Source organism: Streptomyces sp. SID13031, assembly GCF_010548305.1.
Classification (GTDB): domain Bacteria; phylum Actinomycetota; class Actinomycetes; order Propionibacteriales; family Kribbellaceae; genus Kribbella.
In genome coordinates this window covers 94,187-117,295 of record NZ_JAAGLV010000023.1, presented here as the reverse complement: position 1 = coordinate 117,295, position 23,109 = coordinate 94,187, and the positions used below count along the sequence as shown (strand labels likewise).

Genomic DNA, 23,109 nt, shown 5'->3' with positions numbered 1-23,109 from the left:
CCTGCTCAATGCACCCTCCGGGTGTCACGGCGCGCGGTCATTCATCGCAGCTGCGGCCTGTCAGTACCAGTTGTCACCACCCCGGGACTTATGGTGGTGCCATGCGGGTCGCCATGTTGCACAACCGTTACCGTTCGGGTCAACCCAGTGGCGAGAACAATGTCGTCGATCAAACGGCTGATTTTTTGCGTAAATCAGGACATGTTGTTGAGCTGTACGCGCAGCACAGCGACGACATTGCGCAAATGAGCCGAAAAGATCGCGCACTGTTACCGGTCCGCTCCGTTTGGTCACTCGCCGCCGAACGCGATTTAACATTCCGATTGCAATCGGCGCGTCCGGACATCGTGCATGTGCACAACACCTTCCCGCTCTTCAGTCCTTCGGTACTGCGCTCGGCCTCGCGCCTGGACCTGCCGATCGTCGCCACCCTGCACAACTTCCGGCTGATGTGCGCCAACGGAGTGCTCCAGCGCGACGGCGGCCCCTGCGAGTCCTGCGTGGGCCGGATCCCGTGGCGCGGCGCCGTCCACGGCTGTTACCGCGACTCCAAGGTGCAGAGCCTCCCGTTGGTCGCCGGGATCGCGGTGCACAACACCCTCCATACCTGGCAGCGGTACGTCACCACGCTGATCGCGCCGTCGGAGTTCGTCCGCTCCCGGTACGTCGCTGCCGGGTTCGATGCCGACCAGATCGTCGTCAAGCCACACGCTGTCGCGCACTCGGGCCCAGTACGGGAGGGAGCGGGGGAGGCCGTCGTCTTCCTCGGGCGGCTGACGGAGGAGAAGGGCTTCGGCGATCTCCTGAAGGCCTGGGACGCTTCGCTGGGGGAGCTGGTAGTCATCGGCGACGGCCCGCTCAGGGCCGAGGCTGATGAGAGGGCCCGGCAGGACCCGTCGGTCAAGGTGCTCGGCGCGCTGCCGTGGACCGAGTGCATGGCGGTACTACGGTCCGCGCGCGCCGTCGTCGTACCGGCTCGCTCCTATGAGACGTTCGGTCTCGTGGTGATCGAAGCCTTCGCACACGGAGTACCGGTGGTGGCGTCCCGGATCGGGGCGCTCGCGGAGCTCGTCGACGACGGGCAGACCGGCGTGCTGGTCGCTCCAGGCGACCCCGAGGAGCTCCGAAAGGCCCTGGGGTTGCTCATCGAGCCGGCAACTTCGATAGCCTTCGGCCAACGAGCACGCCAGGTTTATCTCGACCGCTTCACTCCGGAGCGCGATCTGGCGGCCACGGAGAGGATCTACACCGATGCGATCGCCCGGCACGCGGCCGACAAATCCGGCCCGCGCAGCCCGGCACGCGGTGAAACGAGTAGCTAGGCGACTGGCGATTACTCGGTGTAAGGTCAGCCCAGACGTGGGGGGTCACGTCGGTCACTGGTGGGGTCCGGTTGTCGGGATGTTCACCAGGAGTTCGTTTTTCGACTCGCCCGGGGGGCGAAGGGGCAGGGCCCGCGGGGGCTCAGTGGGGGAGCACAAGGTGCCGCAACGCATCGGTTGTCTGATCGGGGTCTTCGACCTGTTCCACGTCGGTCATCTCGACGTGCTGGAGCGGGCGAAGAAGCAGTGTGACCACTTGGTCGTCGGTGTCCTCACCGACGACTGGGCGGCCGACGCCTGGGGTGCCCGGCCGTTCGTCTCGGTCGTCGAGCGGGCGCAGATCCTCGAGCAGTTGCGCTGCGTCGACGAGATCGTCGTGGTCGACGGTGTCGACGAGATCGAGCTGACCGGTCGGCCCGGGGCGGTCACCGTTTTCGCTGCCGACGGTACCGACGGAGTGCTGGGTCCTGACGAGCTGGACGGTGTTCCCGCCGGCGTGGTCAGCGTGCTGGCCTCCGGACGCGGTTCCCGCAGCCAGATCCTGCGCGCTGCGATCGACCAGCGGCAGTCGCGCAGCTCCGTCGCATGAGCAGGCGCTCCATCGGCGACGTGGTCGCCGAGTTGTCGCGCGCGCAGAAGCCGTCCGCCGGCACGCCGGCGTACTCGCGCTTCATCAACCGGCGGATCGGCCGGTACCTGGCCGCCGGCGCCTTCCTGGCCGGCCGCACGCCGAACCAGATCAGCCTGACCAGCGGGTTCTGCTCACTCGTCGGCATCGTTTTGATCGCCACCGTGGAGCCGAGCCTGCCGCTCGCGCTCGGGGTGACCGCGCTGCTGGTGCTCGGCTACGCCTTCGACTCCGCGGACGGCCAGCTGGCCCGGCTGCGCGGTGGCGGCTCGCCGCTGGGCGAGTGGCTCGATCACATGATCGACTGCGTCAAGATCGCCCTGCTGCACAGCGCGGTACTGATCTCGTTCTACCGCTTCGATGCCTTCAGCAACGAGTTGGTACTGCTCATCCCGCTCGCCTACCTGTGTGTGTCGGCGGTGCTGTTCTTCGGGCTGATCCTGATCGACCAGCTGCGCCGCCGGCACGGCGCGAGCACGGCCAACGTGCGCGGCGACTCGGTGGTGAAGTCGTTGCTGATAGCACCGACCGACTACGGCGTACTCTGCCTGGTCTTCCTCACCTTCGGTTGGCCGACGCTCTTCACCTCCCTGTACGGCGCGCTGCTGGCCGCCAACCTGCTCTTCCTGCTGGCCGCGATCGCCAAGTGGTACAAGGAGATGGCCGCGTTGCAGCCGGCGCCGCGGTCGACGGAGGTACAGGGCTGATGGGTGTTGTCGGGTATGCCCCCGGGGTCTACGACATGTTCCACATCGGCCACCTGAACATCCTGCGCCGGGCCGGCGAGCACTGCGACTACCTGATCGCCGGCGTCGTCGAGGACGACGTGGTGAAGAAGATCAAGGGTCGCCCGCCGGTCGTTCCGCACGACGAGCGGATGGAGGTCGTCCGGGCGATCGGCCTGGTCGACGAGGTGGTCAGCGACTGGTCCAGCGACAAGTTCGAGATGTGGAAGCAGTTGCGTTACGACGTGCTCTTCAAAGGTGACGACTGGAAGGGCACCGAGAAGGGGATCCGGCTGGAGAAGCTGCTCGGCGAGGTCGGTGCCAGCGTGCACTACTTCCCGTACACGGCTTCCACGTCGAGTACGGATCTCCGGCGGCTCCTGGAGGGGACTCTCTGATGTCGACCCGGCCGAAGATCCTGCTCAGCGCCTATGCCTGCCGGCCGAAGGGCGGGTCCGAGCCGGGCGCCGGCTGGGCCTGGGCGAAGGCGGCGGCGCGCGACCACGACGTCTGGCTGATCACGCGCGGCAAGTTCGCGCACGAGATCGCCGAGGAGCTGGCCGCCCGGCCGATACCGTCGCTGACGGTGGTACCGCTGGAGCTGTCGAAGTGGCTGCTCAAGCTCCGTCGCCGGCACGCGGACGTCTACTGGTACTACCCGCTCTGGCAGCGACTGGCCGGGCGGACTGCCCGGCGGCTGCACGCCGAGCACTCCTTCGACGTCATCCACCATCTGACCTTCGCGACCGACTGGATGCCCGCGGGTGTCGTCCAGGAGTCGACGGCCAAGGTGATCTGGGGCCCGGTCGGCGGCTCGACGACGGTGCCGTTGTCGATGGCGCACTGGCTCGGCTCCAAGGGCCTGCTCAACGAGCTGGTACGCCGCGGCTACACCGGCATGCTGCGTCGGCTGGTCGGCCGGAAGCTTGCGCAGAGCGCCGATCTGGTCGTTGCCCAGAACAAGGATGTCGCTGGGTACTTCGGTAGGTACGCGCGTGAGGTCACGGTCCAGCCGAACGTCGCGATCAGCCGCTTCGCCACGGCCTGCGGTCCGCGCGAGCCTTATGGGGCCCAAGGCATCAAGACGGCGTTGTTCGTCGGCCGCCTGATCCCCTGGAAAGGGTTGCTGATGGCAATCAGCGCCCTGGCCCGCCCCGAAGCCGCGAACTGGGAGCTCCGGGTCATCGGCGACGGCCCCGACTGGCGCCGCGCCGAACGCCTGGCCGAAGAGCTCGGCGTCCGCGATCGGGTCGAGTTCGTCGGCCAGCTACCGCGCGAAGAAGTACTCTCCGCCCTACTCCGAGCCGACGCCCTGCTAGCCCCCGCCATGCGCGAGGCAGCCGGCTGGGCAGTAGCCGAAGCCCTCGCCAGCGGCTGCCCCGTGGTCTGCGTAGACCGCGCCGGTCCCTCCGTCATCGTCAGCCCAGAAGACGGCGCCATCGTCCCCTGGCAAGGCGACGTCGTAGGCGGCCTGGCCAAGGGACTCGCGTCCCTCCACGGCCGGATCGACCCAGTCAACCGCTGGGCCCCCGACCGCCTCCCCGACCTCCTGTCGACCTGGTACGCCACCACCCACGCCCACCAACTCTGAGGGGCTAACCCCTCAGAGTGTGGGTTGCCCGCTGAGATTCTCGCGGGGCAACCCACCGGTTCAGGGGTTAACCCCTGAACCGTCCGATGGGGTGGTCAGTCGCGGGCGGTTTTGCCGGGGAGGGCGAGCATGCGGTCGAGGGCGATCTTGGCGTATTTCTCGGTTTCGGGGTCGACCTTGATGGGGTTGACGACGTGGCCGGCGACCAGGTTTTCGAGGGCCCAGACGAAGTGGGGGAGGTCGATGCGGTTCATCGTGGCGCAGTAGCAGACCGTCTTGTCGAGGAAGACGATGTTCTTGTCGGTGTGCTGCTTGGCCAGGCGCTGGACCAGGTTGAGCTCGGTGCCGACGGCCCACGACGTACCGGGATCGGCTTTGGCGATGGTGTCGATGATGTACTCCGTCGAGCCGACCAGGTCTGCCTTCAGGACGACCTCGTGCTGGCACTCGGGGTGCACGATCACGTTGACGCCGGGGACCCGGCTGCGGACGTCGTCGACCGCCGCGGTGGTGAAGCGGCCGTGGACCGAGCAGTGCCCGCGCCACAGGATCATCTTCGCCTTGGCGAGTTGCTCCTTGGTCAGGCCGCCGCCCGGCTTGTGCGGGTCGTAGACGACGCACTCGTCGAGGCTGATGCCCATCTTCTGTACCGCCGTGTTGCGGCCGAGGTGCTGGTCGGGCAGGAAGAACACCTTCTCGCCCTGCTGGAACGCCCAGTCGAGCGCGACATCGGCGTTGCTCGAAGTACAGACCGCGCCGCCGTTGCGGCCGCAGAACGCCTTGATGTCGGCGCTGGAGTTCATGTAGGTGACCGGCACGGTGACATCGGCGATACCGGCGTCGGCGAGCGCGTCCCAGGCCGCCTCGACCTGCTGGATCCGGGCCATGTCGGCCATCGAGCAGCCGGCCGCGAGGTCGGGCAGGATGACGGTTTGCTTCTCGTTGGTGAGGATGTCGGCGGACTCGGCCATGAAGTGCACACCGCAGAAGACGATGTACGGCGCGTCCGGCCGGTTCGCCGCGTCGCGCGCGAGCTTGAACGAGTCGCCCGTGACATCGGCGAACTGGATCACCTCGTCGCGCTGGTAGTGGTGACCGAGCACGAACACCTGGTCACCGAGCGCCGCCTTCGCCTTCAGCGCGCGCTCGACGAGGTTCGGGTCGGACGCCGGCGGCAGCGCGCCGGGACACTCCACCCCGCGCTCCGAATGTGGGTCGGTATCGCGGCCCAGGAACAGCAACGGGAGAGACTTCGTACCCTCTGCAATGGTCGTCACGTCAACCATCGTGCCACGCGGCAGGCCCCACTTCTCATGGCCTACGTCACTGCCCAGGATGCGAAATCTTGTGCACGGAAGCACAAGCGCGAACAGCTATGCATGCATCGGGGAGCGCCTGACGTTCCAGTTGCTCAACCCCGCCTACCCAGCCGACCGGCGGTACATCGACCTACCCGCTCTCGACCTGCAGTCCTTCGCCGCGGGAGTCGCTGTCGCGGGAGCAGCCGGTACTACGACAGTCGCCGACCCAAGACGCGAACCCGGACTGATCGGGCGATCGCCGCTCAGCGGCTGCCCGACCAGCCCACCCCGCTCGCTACCCGTCAACCTGTTGCACTGGGCGACGGCCTGTTCGTGGCAGGCGACCACCGAGACACAGCTTCGATCCAGGGTGCACTGGTCTCTGGGCGTGGTGCTGCTGTCGCTTCTACGCTCGCTGGCTGATCGCCTGTCGGCAGGCGTGGTCGGCAGCCCGCGTGGTCTCCGGCAGCCTGTACTGCGGGGTCAGGTGGAGGGTGTGAGCGATCGCTGTCGGCAGGTCGACCCGGTGGCCCACGGAGACGAAGACCGGCTTGACGTCGGTCTGGGTTCGTACGACCGCTCCGACGACCTCGCCGTCCAGTACCAGGTCTGCACTGGAACCACGCTGAGCGCCCAGCGGTGAATAGCTGCCGACGAAAGCGTTCTTGGCCACGCCGATGGTGGGTAGGCCGGTGAGTACGCCGAGATGGCAGGCGAGCCCGAACCGGCGCGGATGGGCCAGCCCCTGGCCGTCGCAGACGAGGAGGTCGGGGGTGATGGTCAAGCCCTCCAAAGCCTCCAGGAGCGCGGGGACCTCGCGGAACGCGAAGAGGCCGGGGAGGTAGGGAAAGGTGGTGTGCCCGAGCACAATCGAGCGGTCCACCTCGATATGGGACTGCGCGTCGAGCACCACGATCGCGGCGGCCAGGTCGTCCCCGTCGTAGGCGACGTCCAGCCCGGCGACGTACTGCGTGTCAACCGGCGACGGCCCAGGCCCAGTCGTGTCGACCTGCTCCCTGAGCTCCCCTTGTACTGCGATCGCCTCGGTTGCTGTCGTCGGCCAGTACACGTCGCGGAGGCTATCGCGATCGGAGGGCGAACTCCCCGAAGACAACGGGAGAGGGCGACCAGGCACCAGTACTCGAGGCGTCCGAACAAGTAAGGCACCGACACCCGACACGACCAGGCCACCGCCCATGTCCACCGCCACGGCCGTGCCCCAGGGTCACCGCAACCGCTATGCCTACGTCCGCCGCCGTCGTGTCCCACGGCCACCGCTATGCCCCAGGGTCACCGCCCCCGCCGTGCCCACAGCAGCCGCCATGCCCGCCGCCACCTCGACCGCTACGCCCACCGCCCATCACCAGATGGGCCGGGTAGATGCGCGCTTCGCCGTCTGCAGTGCTGGTGGGGTCGACGCGCTGGCAGGGGTAGTGAGTACGGGTGGGGGCAGGCAGTACTTGTCCGGGAGGTGGCTGGCGAGCGGTGGTGCCGGCGGCGGGTAGGGGAGGATGTGCGCATGCGCGTGCTGATTGCTCCGGACAAGTTTGCTGGGACGTTGACCGCTGTCGAGGCTGCGGCCGCGATCGAGGAAGGCTGGCGGCGGCGGGACCCGCAGGCCGTAGTACTGGTGGCGCCGATGGCTGATGGCGGGCCCGGGTTCATCGACGTGCTGGCGGCCGTCGTCGACGGGACGTTGCTTTCGGTGACCGTGCGTGGACCGCTTGGTGAGGACGTACCGGCGACCGTGCTGGTCGCGGGGGAGACGGCGTACCTCGAGACTGCGCAGGCGTGTGGTCTACATCTCGTTGAGCCCGCCGATCGGCGGCCGGAAGATGCGACGACGTACGGCGTGGGCCAGCTGATCGCCGCCGCTGTGGACGCGGGTGCGAAGCGGATCATCCTCGGGCTCGGCGGGTCGGGCACGAACGACGCGGGCGCTGGGCTGCTGGCGGCTCTCGGGGCGACCTCCGAAGGCGGCAGCCTCGAGGCCGGCGCAAAGGGGCTCGAGACGCTGACTGCGGTGGATCTGGAGCCCGCGCGGAGCCGGCTGGCCGGGGTCGAGTTCGTGGCCGCTAGTGACGTCGAGAACCCGATGCTCGGGCTGCGGGGCGCGACCAACATCTTCGGCACCCAGAAGGGCATCGCCGACGAGCGCAAGCCCGCGGTCGACGGCTACCTGACCACCTTTGCGGAGCTCGCCGGGCGGAAAACGGCTGACCAGAAGGGCGCAGGTGCCGCCGGCGGTCTCGGGTACGCGTTACTGCTGCTCGGTGCCGAGCGGGTCTCCGGGATCGATCTGGTCGCGGAGCTGACCGGCCTGGAGACGAAGGCCAAGCAGGTCGACCTGGTGCTGACGGGCGAGGGGGCGTTCGACTTCCAGTCCCGCGACGGCAAGGTGATCTCCGGCGTGGCGAAGGTCGCGAACGACGCGATGCGGCCGTGCGTGGTGCTGGCCGGGAAGGTCCAGATCGGCGCTCGCGAGATGCGCACGATGGGGGTCGAGTCGGCGTACTCGCTGGTCGACGCGGTGGGCGAGGAGCGCGCCTTCGCCGACCCGCACGGCTCGCTGGCCACCGTCGCCGAGCGCGTCGCCAAGACCTGGGCCCGCTGAAACCAGACCTGAGCCCGCTGAAACCAGACCCGGGCCCGCTGGAACCAGCCGGTACGACCTACCGCCGCGCCGGTCTCAGGGGTGAGGCGTGAAGTTGATCCCTGAAATTGGTGTGCGACCATGGGAATGGTTCGGGATCAGCCGATGTTGCCCCGAATGACAGCGGACTTTCCGCGTGTGGCCGCCTGCCCAAAGCGGCCGGACGCTCATGAGATGACTGGAGTCAGGTATGACTGAAGCGCAGACCGAGGCAGTGCAGACTGCGGAGGGCACCACGACGGCCAGCGGCATCCTGCTGACCGATGGCGCTGCCGCCAAGGTAAGGGCGCTGCTGGACCAGGAAGGTCGCGACGACCTGGCCCTGCGTGTCGCCGTGCAGCCGGGCGGTTGCTCCGGGCTGCGGTACCAGCTGTTCTTCGACGAGCGTCAGCTCGACGGCGACGTGGTGACCGACTTCGATGGCGTCAGTGTCGTCACCGACCGGATGAGCTCGCCGTACCTCAAGGGTGCGTCGATCGACTTCGTGGACACGATCGAGAAGCAGGGCTTCACGATCGACAACCCGAACGCGACCGGCTCCTGCGCCTGCGGCGACTCGTTCAACTGAGCTAACTGCAAGGCCCCGCTCACCAGCGCGATGGTGAGTGGGGCCTTGTCATGCTTTCAGTGGGCTGAGACCTCTTCGCGCGCCCGAAAACTGAACCAGGCCGGGCTAGGGCAGCTTCCAGAGCTTCTTGAACTGGGCTTCGTAGCCGGCCGGGAACTCCGGTTGTCCCGAGTCGAGCTTCGTGTCTGTCGTCAGCCACCACTCCGGGGCATCCGCCGAGCTGTAGACGTCGCCGTTGCCGTCGACCACCTCTCGCGCCATCGCGTCGACGATCTGCCACCCCTGGACCACCAGCGGGTTGCCCGTGTAGCCGGTCGCCTCCCCTTTCTGGAGCTCGCCGATCTGCGCGTCCAACGGGGAGTCGCCGTAGATCGTGAGACCGGTCAGGCCGGCGGACTTGAGCGCCGCGACCAGGCCGTTCTGCATCAGGCCCGCGGCGCGGATGCTGATCGTGTTCGTGTCCGGGTGGGCCTGGAGGTAGGAGACCACGAGCTGTGGGACCTTGCCGGAGAAGAGATCGTGGGCCGCGATGTTCAAGTTGTCGAAGGTGCAGCCCGCGCAGTACTCCTTGATCGTCGAGGCCACGCCGTCGTCGGTGGGCTTGAGGATGCTGGCGTAGACCGGCGCTGTCACGTTGACGACATGGGCGGCCTTGCCCGACTTCTCAGCGGCGGCCGAGATGCCGAGCCCGATCATCTTGCCCCGGGTGACACCCGCGACGAGGGCCGAGTTCACCTCGGCCGAGATCCCGGCGGTACCGGGCTTGTTGCCCGTTGCGGCGCCGACGACGATCACCTTCTTGTCCTGGGCCGCTTTGAGCCCTTCGGTGAGCGCCGCCGCATCCATGGCGACGAACGCAACGGCATCCGCACCCGCGTTGACGGCCGAGAGCATGGCCGAGTTGAGGGTGGCCGGGTTGGAGGCTTCCCAAGTCTGCACGTGCGCGGTCCACCCCAGCTCCTTCGCGGCGGCTTCGAACCCCGAGTAGATCGACTGGGACAGCCCGATTCCGTCGGAGAGGAAGTACACCTGCTTGCCTTTCGGCGGCGTCTGCGACAGGGGTGTGCTGACGGGAAGGGTGGTCGGCGGCTGGAGGTAGGCGGCGAGCGCCGTCTGTGCCTTGGTGCCGGTCGGCCCGCTGGCGCCGGTACCGGTTGTTGTCTCGCTTCCGCTACCGCAAGCAGTCAGCAGAGACGTCGCGGCAAGGACGGCTACCGCCGCCGAGGTTCGAATGCGCATGCGCTGAACTCCTTGGTTCTTCTGTCCCGCAAGGGAATGGACTGGGTACTACGAAGTCGTTCGCAGCCGTGGTTGGGGTGCTACTGCCGCCGGCGTCGCGCGGCGAAGGCCACCGCGAGCAGCAGGACGGCCCCGTTGAAGAAGTCGGCGACCCAGGGCGTGGTGCCGAGGAGCTGAAGGCCTTTGATCCCGGTGCCGATGGCGAGTGCTGACACCAGCGACCCGACGACATTGACGCGACCCTTGAACTGAGTGCTGCCGAGGAAGACGGCGGCGATGACCGGCAGGAGGTAGCCGGTGCCGGTCGTGTCCGTGGCCTGACCGATTTTGGCGGCCAGCACGATGCCGACCAGGGCGGCGACGGTCGAGGAGACCAGGATGGCGGTGACCTGGAGTCCGGACGCCCGGATTCCCGTCAGTCGCGCAGCCTCGATGTTGCTGCCGACCGCCAGGATCCGGCGCCCGGACGGGGTGTGCTCGAGGACCACGTACCCAGCGACGCCGAGGATGACGGCGTAGACGAAGGGCCGCGGGAAGGGACCCCAGTACCCCTGACCGAAGGCCGCGAAGGAATCGCTGAACTTCCCGGTCAGCGTCGCCGCTTCGGTGAGCTTCATGGTCAGCCCGGTCGCCACGCTCATCATGCCGAGGGTGGCGATCAGGCTGTCCACGCGCAGCCAGGTGACGAGTACCGCCGTCACCATGGCCAGGAGCGCGCAGACCAGGATCGCGATCAGCGCGCTGGGCAGGATACCGAGGCTGGTGGTGATGCTGAGCTTCGTCACGATCACCATCGACAGTCCGGCCATCGCCGCGAAGGACAGATCGATGACGCCGGCCGCGAGGGCGAAGGTCAGGCCGACTGCCAGCGCACACGTCACCGCCTGGTCGGCGAGAATCGTCTTGACGGTGAGCTCGGTCAGGAAGATGTCGGGCCTGAGTACGCCGAACAGCACGATGACGCCGGCCCAGACGATCAGGATCACGTGCCGATCGAGCCAGCCGAGGGGGTTGAACCCCTGCCGGGAGGCGGGTGCGCCGGACGGGCCCGGACCTGGTGTCCGGGATCGGACGGTCTTCAGTGCGTGGTCCTCGGTCATGGCTGCTCCTTGAGCGTCAGCGAGTCGATCCGATCCCGATCAAGCTCGTCGCCCCGGACCTCTGCCGCGACCTCGCCGCGGCGCATCACCAGTACGCGCGTGCACAGCCGGACCAGTTCGTCGTTGTCCGAGGAGGCGACCAGGACCGCTGCGCCGCCTTGGGCGGCCTGCCGGATGCGTGCGTGGATGACGCCGGCGCTGCTGACGTCCACGCCCTGTGTCGGTTCGTCGAGCAGAAGAACCGCGGGGGTGGTCGCCAGGCTGCGCGCCAGCATCACCTTCTGCTGGTTGCCGCCGCTGAGCCGCTCGATCGCCATCGCCGGGACGCCGGGCCGGATCCGCAGCTGACTGATCCACCCCAGCGCGATCTCGCGGCGGCGGCGTGAGTCCAGGACGATGCGCCCTCGCGCCGGAATGCGGGCCAGGGTCAGGTTCTCGGCGACATCCAGTCCGGGGAAGATTCCGTGCTCGCGTCGCCGGGCCGGTAGCAAGGACATGCCGCGGCGTACCGACGTACCGGGGCGGCCCGGCGGGAGAGTGTGTCCGTTCACGACCACCTCACCGGCCCGGGGAAGGCCGCCGAAGATGGCCGAGGCGACCTCTTCGCGGCCGGAACCGGTGATACCGGCGACTCCGACGATCTCGCCGCTGCCGACTTCGAGGTCCATGCTCCGGATCGTCCGCGAGCCGAGCCGCCGAACAGTCAGCGCCGAGTCGGTCAGCGCCGAGTCGGTCGTGGTCCGCGATCCCGCTGAGACGGGCGCTGCCACGTCCTGCTGGGCCTGCGCGCCGAGCATGAGGGCAACCAGTTCGTCGGGCGAGTCCACGTCGGACACCGGCGTCGTGGCGACGACCTCTCCGTCGCGGAGCACTGTCACCGAGTCTGCGTGGTGCATCACCTCATCGAGGTGGTGTGTGACGAGCAGGGCTCCGATGCCACGCTCCAGCAGGCGCTCGAGTACTGCGAACAGGTGGTCGGCCTCCGAGGTGTTGAGGTTGGCCGTCGGCTCGTCCAGTACGACGAGGCAGGTGCCGTGCCCGAGGCGTGGCGCGACGGCACGAGCGATGGCGACGCCGGTCTGCTCGGCCATGGCGAGCTCTCGGACGGGACGGCGTACGTCGATGTCGTACCCGATCTGCCGGAGCAGCTCCCGGGTCTGCTCGTGGGTCGCCCGCCAGTCGATGCGTCCGGACCAGCGGCGGCGGTAGCCGACATCGAGCGCGACATTGTCGGTGACGCTGAGGTCGGGGATGAGCCCGAGATCCTGGTGGATGAACTGGACCCCGGCGGCGTCGGCCGAGCGCGCGTCGCCGAGGTCGAGCTGCTCGCCTCGAACCTCGGCGCTGGATCCGGCGTCTGGTCGGTAGAACCCGCTCAGGCACTTCACCAGCGTCGACTTGCCTGAGCCGTTGTGCCCGATCAGCGCTCGCAGCTCGCCCGGCATGACCTGCAGGCTGATGTCGGTGAGCACCCGCACGGCGCCGAACGTCTTGGAGAAGGCTTCGAGCCGGACGACCGGGCGAGCCTGCTCATCGCCTGCCGGTTTCGCCACGCTCATGCTGGGCTCCGTCTTCTGCCGATCGATCGACATGGTCGGCGGGCCGAACGTATGATGCCGGGCAAATCATGTCAATAGTGACATCCAAACAGTTACAGCTTCATTTCGCGCCACCGCGCGAAACGGGTGCTGAATATGGCAGGATGTACATGTGTCTTTGCGCTACGCGATCCTCGGGACGCTCTCGACGTCAGCCAGTTCGGGCTACGACCTGGCCCGCCAGTTCGGCCTGGGCCTGGGGTGGTTCTGGTCTGCTTCGCACAGCCAGATCTATCCAGAGCTCCGCCGGCTGGAGGACGCCGGACTCATCGAGGGATCGGTGACGACGGTGGGGGAGAAGCTCGAGAAGCGCGTCTACGCCATCACTCCGACGGGTCTCGACGAGCTGGTGGCGTGGGTCTCCCAGCCGCCGCAGTACCGGCCGAACCGCGACCCCGAGCGGATCCAGCTGATCTTCTCCGACCTGGCCGGCGCGGAAAGCGTCCGACGCCATCTGGAGGCCCACGTCGAGTACTACGTCCGCAGGCGGGACCAGGTGCGCCAGACGCGGGACCTGATCTCCGCGGGCAAGCATGCGCGGGTGCAGTTGAGGGTGGCCGGGCGGTCGCCGGCCGAGCACGCCTTCACGCTGTTGCTGCGTGAGATCGCCTACGACGGCGACGTGGAGCGCGCCGAGCTCGAGATCGCCTGGGCGCAGCGCGCGCTCCGCGCACTCGACGAGTACGAACGGCGCTATCGCTCCCAGGGTGAGCCGGTCGCCAACGCAGCCGAGACCGTTTGAGGCTCTTAGATGGGCTCGGCCAGCTTCGCCAGGGCACGCTCCACGACGGCGGTCTGTTGCTCCGGGGGAGCGCCCACTTGCTCTAGACGCCCGATCTCGATCGAGCTGTCGACGACCAGGCGGCAGCGCGCTTCCCGCCGTCGCAGGAAAGCGTCGAGCGCCGCCGGCACCGTGCCGTCACGGGCCAGCTCCTCGGCTAGTACCAGGGCGTCTTCGACCGCGATGCCCGCGCCGGAGGCCAACTGGGGTGTCGTGGGGTGAGCGGCGTCGCCGATCAGGGCCACCCGCCCGGCGTGCCAGGGCGCGGGGAGATGGAAGGTCTCGAGGGGACGGAACACGATCTCGGTCTCGGGCGTGACCTTGTCCCGGATATCGGCGACCATGCCGCCGTACCCGGCGAGCAGCTTGACGAAGGCTTCGTAGAGTTCGCCGGGTTCGCGGATCTCCCGCGCGGTCCGCTCGGCGACGAACAGGTACATCTGTGAATCCGAGACCGGCGTGAATCCGACCTTGGCGGGGCCACCGAGGAAGTAGTGTCGCCGGTCCACGTGGTCCGGTCTGTCGGTGAGGATCCGCCACACGCTCTGACCGGTGTACTCCGGCCTCGGCGCGTCGGGAAAGATCAGCCGCCTGGTCCACGAGTAGATGCCGTCGGCTCCGACGACGAGGTCGTAGCGGCCGGTGGCGCCGTCGGTGAACAAGGCGTCGACGGTGTCTCTCGCGGGATCTTGCCGCAGGTTGATCACCGAAGTTCCCAACCGGACCGGGATCCCGGCGTCCATGATCCGGGCGGACAGGATCTGGTGCAGCACCGGTCGCATGATGCCGCCGCAGCCCGCGACGCCGGCCTCTGCGGGCATCGGCGTCGGTACCTCCCAGAGCGGCTCGCCGGCTACCGAGCAGACGCGGATCCCGTGACCGACATACCCCAGCCGCTCGACGTCCTCGTAGATGCCGAGCTCCTTGAAGGCGCGCAAGGTCGCACCGGCGATGGTGATGCCGGCGCCGTAAACCCGCCAGCGTGGATCGATGTCGACCAGTTCGACCTCGATCCCGAGGCGTTCGAGGGCGATCCCGGCCGACATTCCACCGATCCCCGCGCCGATGATCAGGACTCGCACGAGTTCACCGGTCGCCCTGGTGGTGGGACAGCGGGCCGCCGTGGTGGAGCGCGTAGTGCTCGGCGAGGAGGCTCTTGGCGTAGTCGTTCCCGTTGGGCTCGCGGACGATCGTGTGCACGTGGAACCGGTCGGGCTCCTCGTTGGCGAGGAAGACGCCTGGGTGGTTGTCGTACTCCACCAGTAGGACCGGCGAGTGGATGCGGTAGTAGAAGGCCGCCTGGTCATCGTGCCCTCCCCGCCAGATGAAGCGGGTCTCGGCGAAGTGCCGGATCACTTGGTCGAGCTTGGTTTTGGCATCTGCATGCGGCATCCGGTCGAGGTAGACGCGGAGCAGTTCGACCAGGCGGTCCTGCTGGTCGCTGGTCAGCTCGTCGGCGCGGATGCCTTCGGGCGGCAGGATCAGGTTGTCGCTACCGGCTCCGCCCAGATGCCGTCCGTTCCAGGGACCGGCCAGCTCCGGGGGTAGCGCGGCGGCGTCGATGGAGGTACTGAGCAGGAAGCCGGGTTCCTGGCTCGGAGTGAGCGACCTGCGGAACTCCAGCCCGCGCGTCGTCTCGTCGTCGAGGGCCCGGACACCGCGATGGATCCCGGTCACGGCGACGGTCGGCTCGGCGCCGATGAAGACGGGAGCGAAGACGAGTTGGCTGCCGACGAAGACGCAGTGCAGGTCGATGTGGTGGCCCATCAACTGCCAGCCCCACGGCTCGCCGGACTCGGGCTCCCCGAACACGGTGAACCAGTAGGCGAACTCGGTCAGAGTGTCCAGGTAGTCGTCGACGAGCTCACCCAGGGCGCCGTTCAGCTTCATCGCGGCACGGACGAGCGTGAACCCCTCAGGGCTGAGGCTGGCCTCGATCACATCCAGGGCCCGCTGACGCTGACCGTCCTCGAGTCGCTCCAGGCGCAGGCCTTTGGGCGTCCAGGTCGGGATGGCGTTCGTCCACAGCCGCCAGTCCGGAGAGTCCATCGGCTGTTGGGCGATCGTGCGCTGGTACGGCGCCAGTACGTCCAGGTACGCGCGTGCCGCGGCCATTACCGCCAACGGTCGCTCTCCGGTGTCGGCGAGGGAGTACAGGCCGGGACGAGGAGCGCCGTCGTCGGTGATCCCGACGAAGTGGTCGCGATAGTGGCGCTCTCCGGCGGAGAGTTCGAAGGCTGGTACCTCCGGCAGTAGATCTGTGTAGAGGAACGAGTCGACGAGGGGCAGCACGCCCTTCTCCGTACGCAGCGGGAAGCGCGACAGGTCCGGGAGATCCCGGTTGTCGTGCTGATCTCCACTCTTGATCTCTGTCATCGTCTGCTCCTTCGGCGGCGGTCGGGGGGACTGGTTGGCGGGCACCGTGAGGGTGCTCTTCTCGGGCAGGAACTGGGCGACGATCCGCCGGTCGTGGATCAGCCATCGGCCGTCCACCCGGACGAACTCGTCGTGGACGTCGGCCACCAGCGCGGGGTGCATCTGTCGCCGTGGCGCTTCCCCGTCTTCGGCGTACAGGATGAGCGCCGAGATCGCGGTGGCCGATCGCTCGCCGACCTCGAGCAGTTGCACGTTGGTGACGCAGTGGCGCGAGACCCGCGGACCGCGGGCGTGGCGCGAGGCGTAGAACTCGTCGATCTCTACCCGGCCTCGCAAGGCAGCGCCGGTGATGGTCAGCGAGGCGTCTGCGGTGAAGCGGTCGGCGACCGCAGAACCGTCGGTATGGTCGATCTCGAACCAGACATCGGTGATGAGCTGAGTCAGCTCAGCCGACACTGCCGGGCGATCGGTCTCCGGCTGCTCTTGACCTGCGGAGTTCTGCGCAGCCTCGCGTGCCGCGGAGGCCGCCTGCGCCGCACCGAGGCGGAGCAGGCTGATATCCGTACCGATCATCACCAGCCCATAGCCGCGGGCGAACCGGCGGGCGGCTTCAGCGCCATCGACAGCACCTCCGGCGAGGAGGAATCCGCCTTCGCGGCAAGCGGCCTCGGCCTGGGCGATCCTGATTCGGAGCGCAGGAGTGTCGACGGCCATCCTGGTGGATGCCGCCAGGTCGACCTCGCCGATGAAGACAGCGTCGATGCCGTGGACGCCGGCGATCGCCCCGATGTTGTCGAGCCCTTCAAGGCTCTCGACCTGGGCGACGACGCAAACATCCGCTCCGGTCCTCAGGTAGTCGGGCAAGGACGCCTGCCCCCACCCGCCGGCCCGACCTGATGGACTCGCTCCCCGCTGGCCCAACGGGGGAAATCTGATCGCCTGAACAGCTTCGCGGGCCGCTGCGACGTCATCGACATGCGGCACCACGATGCCGAGGGCTCCTGCATCGAGGGCCGGTTGCACATCCCGTGCGGTTCGGCCGGCGACCCGTACGAAGGGCCGCAGACCGAGGCCACGGGCGAGGCCGATCATCTGGGAGACAGTCGTCAGGTCGAGGGTGCCGTGCTCCAGGTCGATGACCACCAGGTCGAGCCCCGCCGCGGCGAGGATCTCCACGAGCTCCGGAGCCGGGAGCTTCACCCAGGTACCGACGAGATGCTTGCCTTCAGCAATCACCGGGGTTCGCCTGGCTCGGGGTAGTCGCCGGCATTCAGGACCCAGCCCTGGGCGAGGAAGTCCTCCCGTGGTGGAGCGAAGACGTCCACGAGTTGGTGAAGTCCTTCGCCGACACCTTGGGTCGTGTGGATCAGGGGCGGCGGGATGATCGTGACCGATGGGCTCGCCACCAGGTGGTGCTCGTCGGCCCGCCAGTAAGCGAGCCGCTGGGTCCACGGCGCCCGGAGGTGGTGGACGAAGTCGCCGGCCAGCGTGATCGAGCCCTGTTCGAAGTCGTCGTGAGAATGCGGCGACAACCGGTCCGGGTCACGAGGCTGGTACTCGTCGGGGAACCAGTTGACCATCAGCGTCGAGGAGCGGAAGATCCGCCCGAGCCGGCCGGGTGACGGTGGCACGTCCGCGAGCCGGTGGACCCGGATCCCCGATCCGATGCCCGTCCCTGGGGCGGGCAACTGCCGCACATTCGGGTCGGCGGATCGGTAGGAATCAGCGTTCCGTGCCCGGGCGATCACCTGCTCCACGTGGGCCGGGAACACCCTGACCACCCAGGCGTCGGTGATGGCCTGGAGTCTGCTCGGTCCCGAAGGAACGACGACGACGGACGGGTCGGATACCTCGACCGGGTCGGCGTCCCCGTGCGACGCGGAGATGGCTCCGCTCTTCACCAGCACGAGGTGCTCGTCGGGGAGTGATGGTTCGGCCAGTTCGTCACCGGCCACGAACTGGGTGATCTCGATGCAGAAGTTCTGAGCTCGGACCAGCCAGCAGCGGCTCCCGTTCGGCAATACCCGGTCGGGGTCTTCCGGCGACAGTTCGAACACCTCGGCCGGACGCGGCGCGGTCTCCTGTCGGGCCAGGCCGGGCTGGTCTGCCAGTACGGCCCGCGGATCTCCAGGTGGGTACACCGCCGAACTCCTTCCCTCGACCTGGAAGCCCAATCTGGTCCGTCGCGTTCAACATGTCAAGCCTGACATGAATCGTCGGTGCCAACTAGCAGGCATCGGGCTCTTGACCAGCAATTTCTTACATGTCACTCTCTCACTGCGCCGCCCCGGCCAACAGGGCCACCGGGCCGGCCGTACCCCCGCCGAAGAATTGAGAAGCCGTCGATGAGCGAGCTCGTTCCCTCCCCGGAACTGCCGACCGACCACCGTCGCGAGGCCACCCACTCAGGCCTGGTGAGCGAGATGGACGTCTACGTCGCGATGCGCGACGGCGTACGCCTCTGCGTCGACGTCCACCGGCCCGATACCGGCGATCCGTTGCCGGCGCTGCTGGCGTTTTCCATCTACAACAAAGAACTGCTGTCGCCGGAAGCGTCAGCGCTTCCGCCGCAACCCGCCTGGTCGCCGCTGTGGATGGGCCCGACCGAGGCAGGGGACACGCGGTTCATCACCTCTCACGGCTATGTCCACGTGGTCGGTATGCCGCGCAGTGTCGGCAAGTCCGAGGGCGGTGGCTCGCGCGAGTTCGACTCCTACGATCTGATCGAATGGATCGCCGCCCAGCCGTGGTGCGACGGCAACGTCGGCATGATCGGGATCTCCGGCTTCGGCGCCGAGCAGATGCACGTCGCCAAGCAGAATCCGCCGAGCCTGAAGGCGATTTTTCCGTACGACCCGCGCGGCGCCTACGGCACGCTGGGGGGATTCCGGGAGGAGCACCCGGGTGGCGTGCTGAGTCTCTTCCGCTACCTGGTCGGCCACTTCGGGGTGTTCCACCAGGACAAGGGTGTTCCGGGCGAGCTGCCGCCGGCGCGGGAAGCGCTCTGGCGCGAGGCGATGGCGAACCCCGACTACCGGATGTACGGGCATCTCCTGAACGTGCTCAGCATGAAGGGCCAGCACATGCCGGCCGTCTTCGAGACCCTCGTCGACCCTTTCGAGCCGCCCGGCATGGTCGAACGCAGCGAGTCCGAGTTCGAGAACATCCGGATCCCCGTCTACACCGGCGCCGGGTGGTACGGCTATACCTACAAGACCCATCTCCAGGGCGCCCAGAGCTATTGGCGCAACCTGGCGAACATCCCGAAGAAGCTGCTCTTCCTCGGCCACACCCACCTCGAGCGCCCGTTCCACGGCCTCCATCACGAGATCGTTCGCTGGTACGACCATTGGCTCAAGGGGATCGACACCGGCATCCTCGACGAGCCGCCGGTGCGCTACTGGGTGAGTGGTCTCAACGCCTGGCGGACCGGCTCCGACTGGCCACTGCCCGAAACGGAGTGGACCAAGCTCTACCTGACCAACTGGGAACGCCTGCGCAGCCAGGAGTTCACCCCCGGTTCCGCCGACGACCTCATCCCGCCCGACTCGTTCGTGCAGATGCCCCTCACCAACACCCGGCAGATCGCGAAGCTCCGGTTCCTGACCGACCCGCTCCCGTACGACGTCCTGATCGCGGGCCCCGCCAAGCTCAAGCTGTGGGCGTCGATCGACCAGGACGACACCAACTGGATGATCGTGCTCAAGGACGTCGGTCCCGACCCGTCGGTCCGGACGGCGCGCGAGGGCGAGCTCGACATTCCCGCTGATCTCCCCGAGCGCGAGCTCACCCGCGGCTGGCTCAAAGCCTCGAATCGAGCCCTCGACCCGGATCGCAGTACGCCGTGGAAGCCGTTCCACAAGCTCACCCGCGAGGCCGCGGAACCCGTCCCGCTCAACGAGGTCGTCGAGTACGACATCGAGATCCTGGCGACGGCCAACCTGTTCCGCGCCGGCCATCGGATCTGCCTGGAGATCACCAGCATGGACAGGCCGACCGGAGTCGCCGGCGCCACCGGTGTCGAGTACGTGCCGTACCACATCAGCAGCGCCCGGACGACGCTCCACCACGTCTTCCACGACCCCGAGCATCCTTCGCACCTCCTCCTCCCGGTCATCCCGCAGGAGTAACTGCCCGGTTGACCTCACCCCCGAAACAGGAAGCAGACAATGGCCGAGAACCTCGTCGCGTCGCTCGACCTCACGCCCGCGGCCACCACTCGCAAGATCAGGCGGGTGGTCACCGGGCTCAACAGCGACCAGCAGTCGATCATCGCCATCGATGACATCAGCCCCCACGTCAGTTGCCAGGCCGGCACCGACCAGTTCGTCGTCACGCAGCTGTGGCGAACCACCACGACGCCGGTGGACAACGAAGGCCCGGCCGTCGACCTCCCGCCCGAGCCTCTCCCGGTCGCTCCGCCGCGGGAAGGATCGGTACTTCGTACCGTCGAGTTTCCGCCGGACTCCGTCTGGCGCCCCGCGGGATCCGAAGGCGAAGAGCTGGCCCGTCGCCAGATCCACGCCACCGACTCGCTCGACTACTGCATCGTCCTCAGTGGCGAGATCTGGGCGGTACTCGACGAAGAGGAGACGAAGCTGTCCGCGGGAGATGTACTGATCCAGCGCGGCACCAACCACGTCTGGTCCAACCGTTCGGCCGGGCCTTGCGTGATCGCCTTCGTCTTGGTCGGAGGCAACGCCGTCGGAGCTGGCTAAGGCATCAGGGGTTCCTGTAGCTCGGTGACCCAGTCCGCGGGGTCGTCGGGGCAGTCCAGGTAGAGCTCGCGGGCCGGCCCGCCGGAGCGATGACCGTTGTCGTCGACCCAGCGAGCCAATGCCTGCCAGGCAGGCAGTACTTCGTCGATCCGCCCGCGATGCACGAGCGTCGCGGCGCGCGTCGCGGGCAGGTCGACAACGGTCAGACCATTCAGCTCGGCATCGGAGTCGACAACAGCCGGTACTGCGGCGTGCGCGATCACCTCATCGCCGGAAGCCTCGTAGTAGCAGGTCAGCCGTCCACTCGGGCGGACTCCAGTTGCCTCGGGCAACCGTCTCCCCAGCTCGGCGCAGAGCGGCTGGATGACGGGTCCGATGTCGTCGGGTGTGAAGCTGCCCGCAGTACTGGACAACTCAACGAACCGCGTCGCCGGAAGCTCCTTCAGGACGACGGCCGGTACCTCATCGCCCAGCTCGATGCTGCGCAGGCGCGACTCGACCTGGGTCAGGCGTGCGGCGCTCTCGGCCACGGCGGACTCGAGCTCGGCCCGGCGCAACGACAGCATCGCCCGGACCTCGACCAGGCTGATCTCGTCGGCGAGCATCGTCCGGACCTGTTCGAGGGTGAAACCCAGATCCTTCAGCGCGACGATCCGGTTGAGCTCGGCGAGCTGGGCGGCGTCGTAGTTACGGTACCCGGTCGCGTCGTCGACGTGGGCAGGCCGGAGCAGGCCGATGGCGTCGTAGTGCCGCAGCATCCGCACTGAAACCCGGCCGTGCCGCGCGAAATCACCGATCGCAAACATGCTGTGCCCTTTCTACTAGGAGAGTGAACCAGTAGCGAGGTCAGCGAAGGTGATCGCGGTGTCGTCCTCGTGGAATGGACCGATCACCTGGGCGCCGACCGGGAGGCCGTTCGTGGGGATCGGCATGCTCACCGCAGGCAGCCCGGTCAGCGAGGCGTGCGAGATCCAGAACACCTGCGCGTCATAGGGTCGCCCATCGATCGTCCGCTCCTCGAAGGGCCGGTCGTCGTGCGGGAAGGCCGTCGTGAAGCTCGTCGGGCAGAGGAAGACGTCGAGGTCCTGGAAGTACGCCTGCCAGACCTTTCTCGTAGCCATTCGCTGATGCTCCTCGGAGATCACCTCGGCCAGGGTCGCGAAGTCGGCGTTGTCGCCGTGCAGCGCGAAGAACAATCCGACCTGGAAGCCGAACGCCTCCGCTTGAGCGCTGGGATCGACGCCTTCCGGCCAACCCTCGACGACCTTCACGCCTTGCCTGGCGAGGGCGTCCACCTGGTCGGAGAACGCCTTGCCGACCTCGTCGGTGACGGGCGCATCCGGGTGATCGAGGACGACTCCCACGCGATAGTCGGCGAGCCGCCGATGCCGGGGCGGCTCCAACCGCCAGGACATCGCCTTGCCGACAGGACCGCCGGTGACCTCCAGCGCGGTCCGCAGGTCAGCCGCCGATCGCGCAAGTGGGCCGACGTTCGACAGCTTGGGGAACTCGGTCGCAGGTCCAGCCGGGCCCGGTGGCTGGAAGCCATCCAGCGGTACTACGCCCGCGGTCGGCTTGAGCCCGTAGACCCCGCAGTACGCCGCGGGGAGGCGGATCGAGCCTACGAGGTCGGAGCCGTACTCGAGATAGGTCAGCCCGCCCGCCAGCGCCGCGGCACCACCTCCGCTGGAGCCTCCCGGCGTACGGGTGAGGTCGTGGGGGTTGTTCGTGCGGCCGAAGATCGGATTGTCGGTCTGGCCGAAGTCGCCGAGCATCGTGTACACGTTGCTCTTGCCGACGATGATCGCGCCGGCTGCGGTCAGCCGCTCGACAAGCGTCGCATCTGCGTCGGCTACGTAGTCCGCGAAGGCCGGGTTGCCCCACGTCGTGTGCAGGCCGGCAACGTTGATCGCGTCCTTCACGGTCATCGGCACGCCGTGCAGCGGGCCGAGGCGGGCGCCTGACGCGACCGCCTCGTCGGCGATGGTGGCCGCCTGCAGCGCGTACTCGGGTCGCGTCTCGACGACCGCGTTGACGCTCGTGTCGGCGGCGATCCGGGCCAGCAGGTCTTCGGTGATTTCACGGGAGGAGGCCTGTCCGGCACGGATCGCAGCGGCGGCCTGGTTCGCAGTATTGAGTTCGCTCATACGCCCACCAGTACGGCCTGACACCGTGTCAGGGTCAAGCGCCGTGCCCCACCCGTGCTGTCTCCCGAGCCGGCGCATTGTGCCCACCCAAACCTCTGACGGTGCAACGTCCACGGGTAACCAACTCGCCTCGCGCGGCCCGCGCAGGTGTATTGCCCCACCCGTATTCGTATCTCGGGTTGGCGCGTTGTGCCCACCCGACCCGCTGGTGGTGGGCGCGCATGCCTGTCCGGCTCCTCGAAGCAAGCAAAGCGAGCCGGAACTGATTTCCTGGCTCAGTTTGTAAAGGTGTGACGGTTTGAGCTGTAGAGCTAGGCGTGTCTGACAATTGTCGGGCCTAGTACAGCCGGGGTTCGTGATGT

General features: G+C 67.8%; 20 protein-coding genes. 10 read left to right on the top strand and 10 right to left on the bottom strand.

Features of this window, described 5'->3' with window-relative positions; translation table 11 throughout:
- Window positions 1–8 precede the first annotated feature (8 nt).
- The 5 genes from G3I17_RS34500 (at window position 9) to G3I17_RS34480 (ending at window position 4,266) form a co-directional block, all read left to right on the top strand.
- Complete coding sequence (locus tag G3I17_RS34500; RefSeq protein WP_343238525.1) at window positions 9–1,322, top strand: glycosyltransferase family 4 protein; 1,314 nt, start codon at window positions 9–11, stop codon at window positions 1,320–1,322.
- A 160-nt stretch (window positions 1,323–1,482) separates the two neighbouring features.
- A complete protein-coding gene (locus G3I17_RS34495; RefSeq protein ID WP_203591163.1) occupies window positions 1,483–1,911 on the top strand; it encodes an adenylyltransferase/cytidyltransferase family protein in 429 nt (142 codons plus the stop codon).
- Window positions 1,908–2,657 carry a CDP-alcohol phosphatidyltransferase family protein gene (locus G3I17_RS34490; protein ID WP_164602623.1) on the top strand — a complete coding sequence of 250 codons (750 nt, stop codon included), beginning with the start codon at window positions 1,908–1,910 and terminating at the stop codon, window positions 2,655–2,657. Before G3I17_RS34495 ends, G3I17_RS34490 begins: the two co-directional genes overlap by 4 nt.
- Complete coding sequence (locus tag G3I17_RS34485; RefSeq protein ID WP_164602620.1) at window positions 2,657–3,073, top strand: adenylyltransferase/cytidyltransferase family protein; 417 nt, start codon at window positions 2,657–2,659, stop codon at window positions 3,071–3,073. Before G3I17_RS34490 ends, G3I17_RS34485 begins: the two co-directional genes overlap by 1 nt.
- Entirely contained in the window at window positions 3,073–4,266 is a 1,194-nt protein-coding gene (locus tag G3I17_RS34480) for a glycosyltransferase (RefSeq protein ID WP_164602618.1), read from the top strand. The genes G3I17_RS34485 and G3I17_RS34480 overlap by 1 nt, the downstream gene beginning before the upstream one ends.
- A 95-nt stretch (window positions 4,267–4,361) precedes the next feature.
- On the opposite strand, the gene nadA is transcribed toward G3I17_RS34480, so the two are convergent.
- A complete protein-coding gene (gene nadA, locus G3I17_RS34475; RefSeq protein WP_203591162.1) occupies window positions 4,362–5,552 on the bottom strand; it encodes a quinolinate synthase NadA in 1,191 nt (396 codons plus the stop codon).
- Window positions 5,553–5,973: 421 nt separating this feature from the next.
- Window positions 5,974–6,636, bottom strand: coding sequence for a deoxyribonuclease V (gene nfi / locus G3I17_RS34470; protein ID WP_343238524.1), 663 nt, complete (start codon window positions 6,634–6,636; stop codon window positions 5,974–5,976).
- A 450-nt stretch (window positions 6,637–7,086) separates the two neighbouring features.
- Between nfi and G3I17_RS34465 the strand changes: the two genes are divergently transcribed.
- A complete protein-coding gene (locus G3I17_RS34465; RefSeq protein WP_164602614.1) occupies window positions 7,087–8,181 on the top strand; it encodes a glycerate kinase in 1,095 nt (364 codons plus the stop codon).
- A gap of 229 nt (window positions 8,182–8,410) precedes the next feature.
- Entirely contained in the window at window positions 8,411–8,788 is a 378-nt protein-coding gene (locus tag G3I17_RS34460) for an iron-sulfur cluster assembly accessory protein (RefSeq protein ID WP_164602612.1), read from the top strand.
- Window positions 8,789–8,893: 105 nt separating this feature from the next.
- Here the strand turns inward: G3I17_RS34460 and G3I17_RS34455 are convergent, their stop codons facing one another.
- From G3I17_RS34455 to G3I17_RS34445, 3 genes are all read right to left on the bottom strand, one after another.
- The gene (locus G3I17_RS34455; protein ID WP_164602603.1) at window positions 8,894–10,027 is read right to left on the bottom strand and encodes a substrate-binding domain-containing protein; all 1,134 of its coding nucleotides are present in this window, start codon (window positions 10,025–10,027) and stop codon (window positions 8,894–8,896) included.
- Window positions 10,028–10,107: 80 nt separating this feature from the next.
- Window positions 10,108–11,127, bottom strand: a complete 1,020-nt coding sequence (locus G3I17_RS34450) for an ABC transporter permease (protein WP_164602601.1) — start codon at window positions 11,125–11,127, stop codon at window positions 10,108–10,110.
- Window positions 11,124–12,686 carry a sugar ABC transporter ATP-binding protein gene (locus G3I17_RS34445; protein WP_164602599.1) on the bottom strand — a complete coding sequence of 521 codons (1,563 nt, stop codon included), beginning with the start codon at window positions 12,684–12,686 and terminating at the stop codon, window positions 11,124–11,126. The genes G3I17_RS34450 and G3I17_RS34445 overlap by 4 nt, the downstream gene beginning before the upstream one ends.
- A gap of 151 nt (window positions 12,687–12,837) precedes the next feature.
- Between G3I17_RS34445 and G3I17_RS34440 the strand changes: the two genes are divergently transcribed.
- Entirely contained in the window at window positions 12,838–13,467 is a 630-nt protein-coding gene (locus G3I17_RS34440; RefSeq protein ID WP_164602597.1) for a PadR family transcriptional regulator, read from the top strand.
- A gap of 5 nt (window positions 13,468–13,472) precedes the next feature.
- Here the strand turns inward: G3I17_RS34440 and G3I17_RS34435 are convergent, their stop codons facing one another.
- From G3I17_RS34435 to G3I17_RS34425, 3 genes are read right to left on the bottom strand one after another with little or no spacing between them, the layout of a single operon-like run.
- Window positions 13,473–14,588, bottom strand: a complete 1,116-nt coding sequence (locus G3I17_RS34435; RefSeq protein WP_203591161.1) for an FAD-dependent monooxygenase — start codon at window positions 14,586–14,588, stop codon at window positions 13,473–13,475.
- Between the two features lie 4 nt (window positions 14,589–14,592).
- Window positions 14,593–17,118, bottom strand: coding sequence for an aldolase/citrate lyase family protein (locus G3I17_RS34430; protein WP_164602593.1), 2,526 nt, complete (start codon window positions 17,116–17,118; stop codon window positions 14,593–14,595).
- The gene (locus G3I17_RS34425; RefSeq protein WP_164602591.1) at window positions 17,115–18,023 is read right to left on the bottom strand and encodes a hypothetical protein; all 909 of its coding nucleotides are present in this window, start codon (window positions 18,021–18,023) and stop codon (window positions 17,115–17,117) included. The genes G3I17_RS34430 and G3I17_RS34425 overlap by 4 nt, the downstream gene beginning before the upstream one ends.
- A 204-nt stretch (window positions 18,024–18,227) precedes the next feature.
- Here G3I17_RS34425 and G3I17_RS34420 point away from each other — a divergent pair, with 204 nt between their 5' ends.
- Window positions 18,228–20,012 carry a CocE/NonD family hydrolase gene (locus G3I17_RS34420; RefSeq protein WP_164602589.1) on the top strand — a complete coding sequence of 595 codons (1,785 nt, stop codon included), beginning with the start codon at window positions 18,228–18,230 and terminating at the stop codon, window positions 20,010–20,012.
- Between the two features lie 39 nt (window positions 20,013–20,051).
- Entirely contained in the window at window positions 20,052–20,600 is a 549-nt protein-coding gene (locus G3I17_RS34415; RefSeq protein ID WP_164602587.1) for a cupin domain-containing protein, read from the top strand.
- On the opposite strand, the gene G3I17_RS34410 is transcribed toward G3I17_RS34415, so the two are convergent.
- Window positions 20,597–21,406, bottom strand: a complete 810-nt coding sequence (locus G3I17_RS34410) for a MerR family transcriptional regulator (RefSeq protein WP_164602585.1) — start codon at window positions 21,404–21,406, stop codon at window positions 20,597–20,599. The two genes, G3I17_RS34415 and G3I17_RS34410, sit on opposite strands and share 4 nt — an antisense overlap.
- Window positions 21,407–21,421: 15 nt before the next feature.
- The gene (locus G3I17_RS34405; protein ID WP_164602583.1) at window positions 21,422–22,747 is read right to left on the bottom strand and encodes an amidase family protein; all 1,326 of its coding nucleotides are present in this window, start codon (window positions 22,745–22,747) and stop codon (window positions 21,422–21,424) included.
- Window positions 22,748–23,109 lie beyond the last annotated feature (362 nt).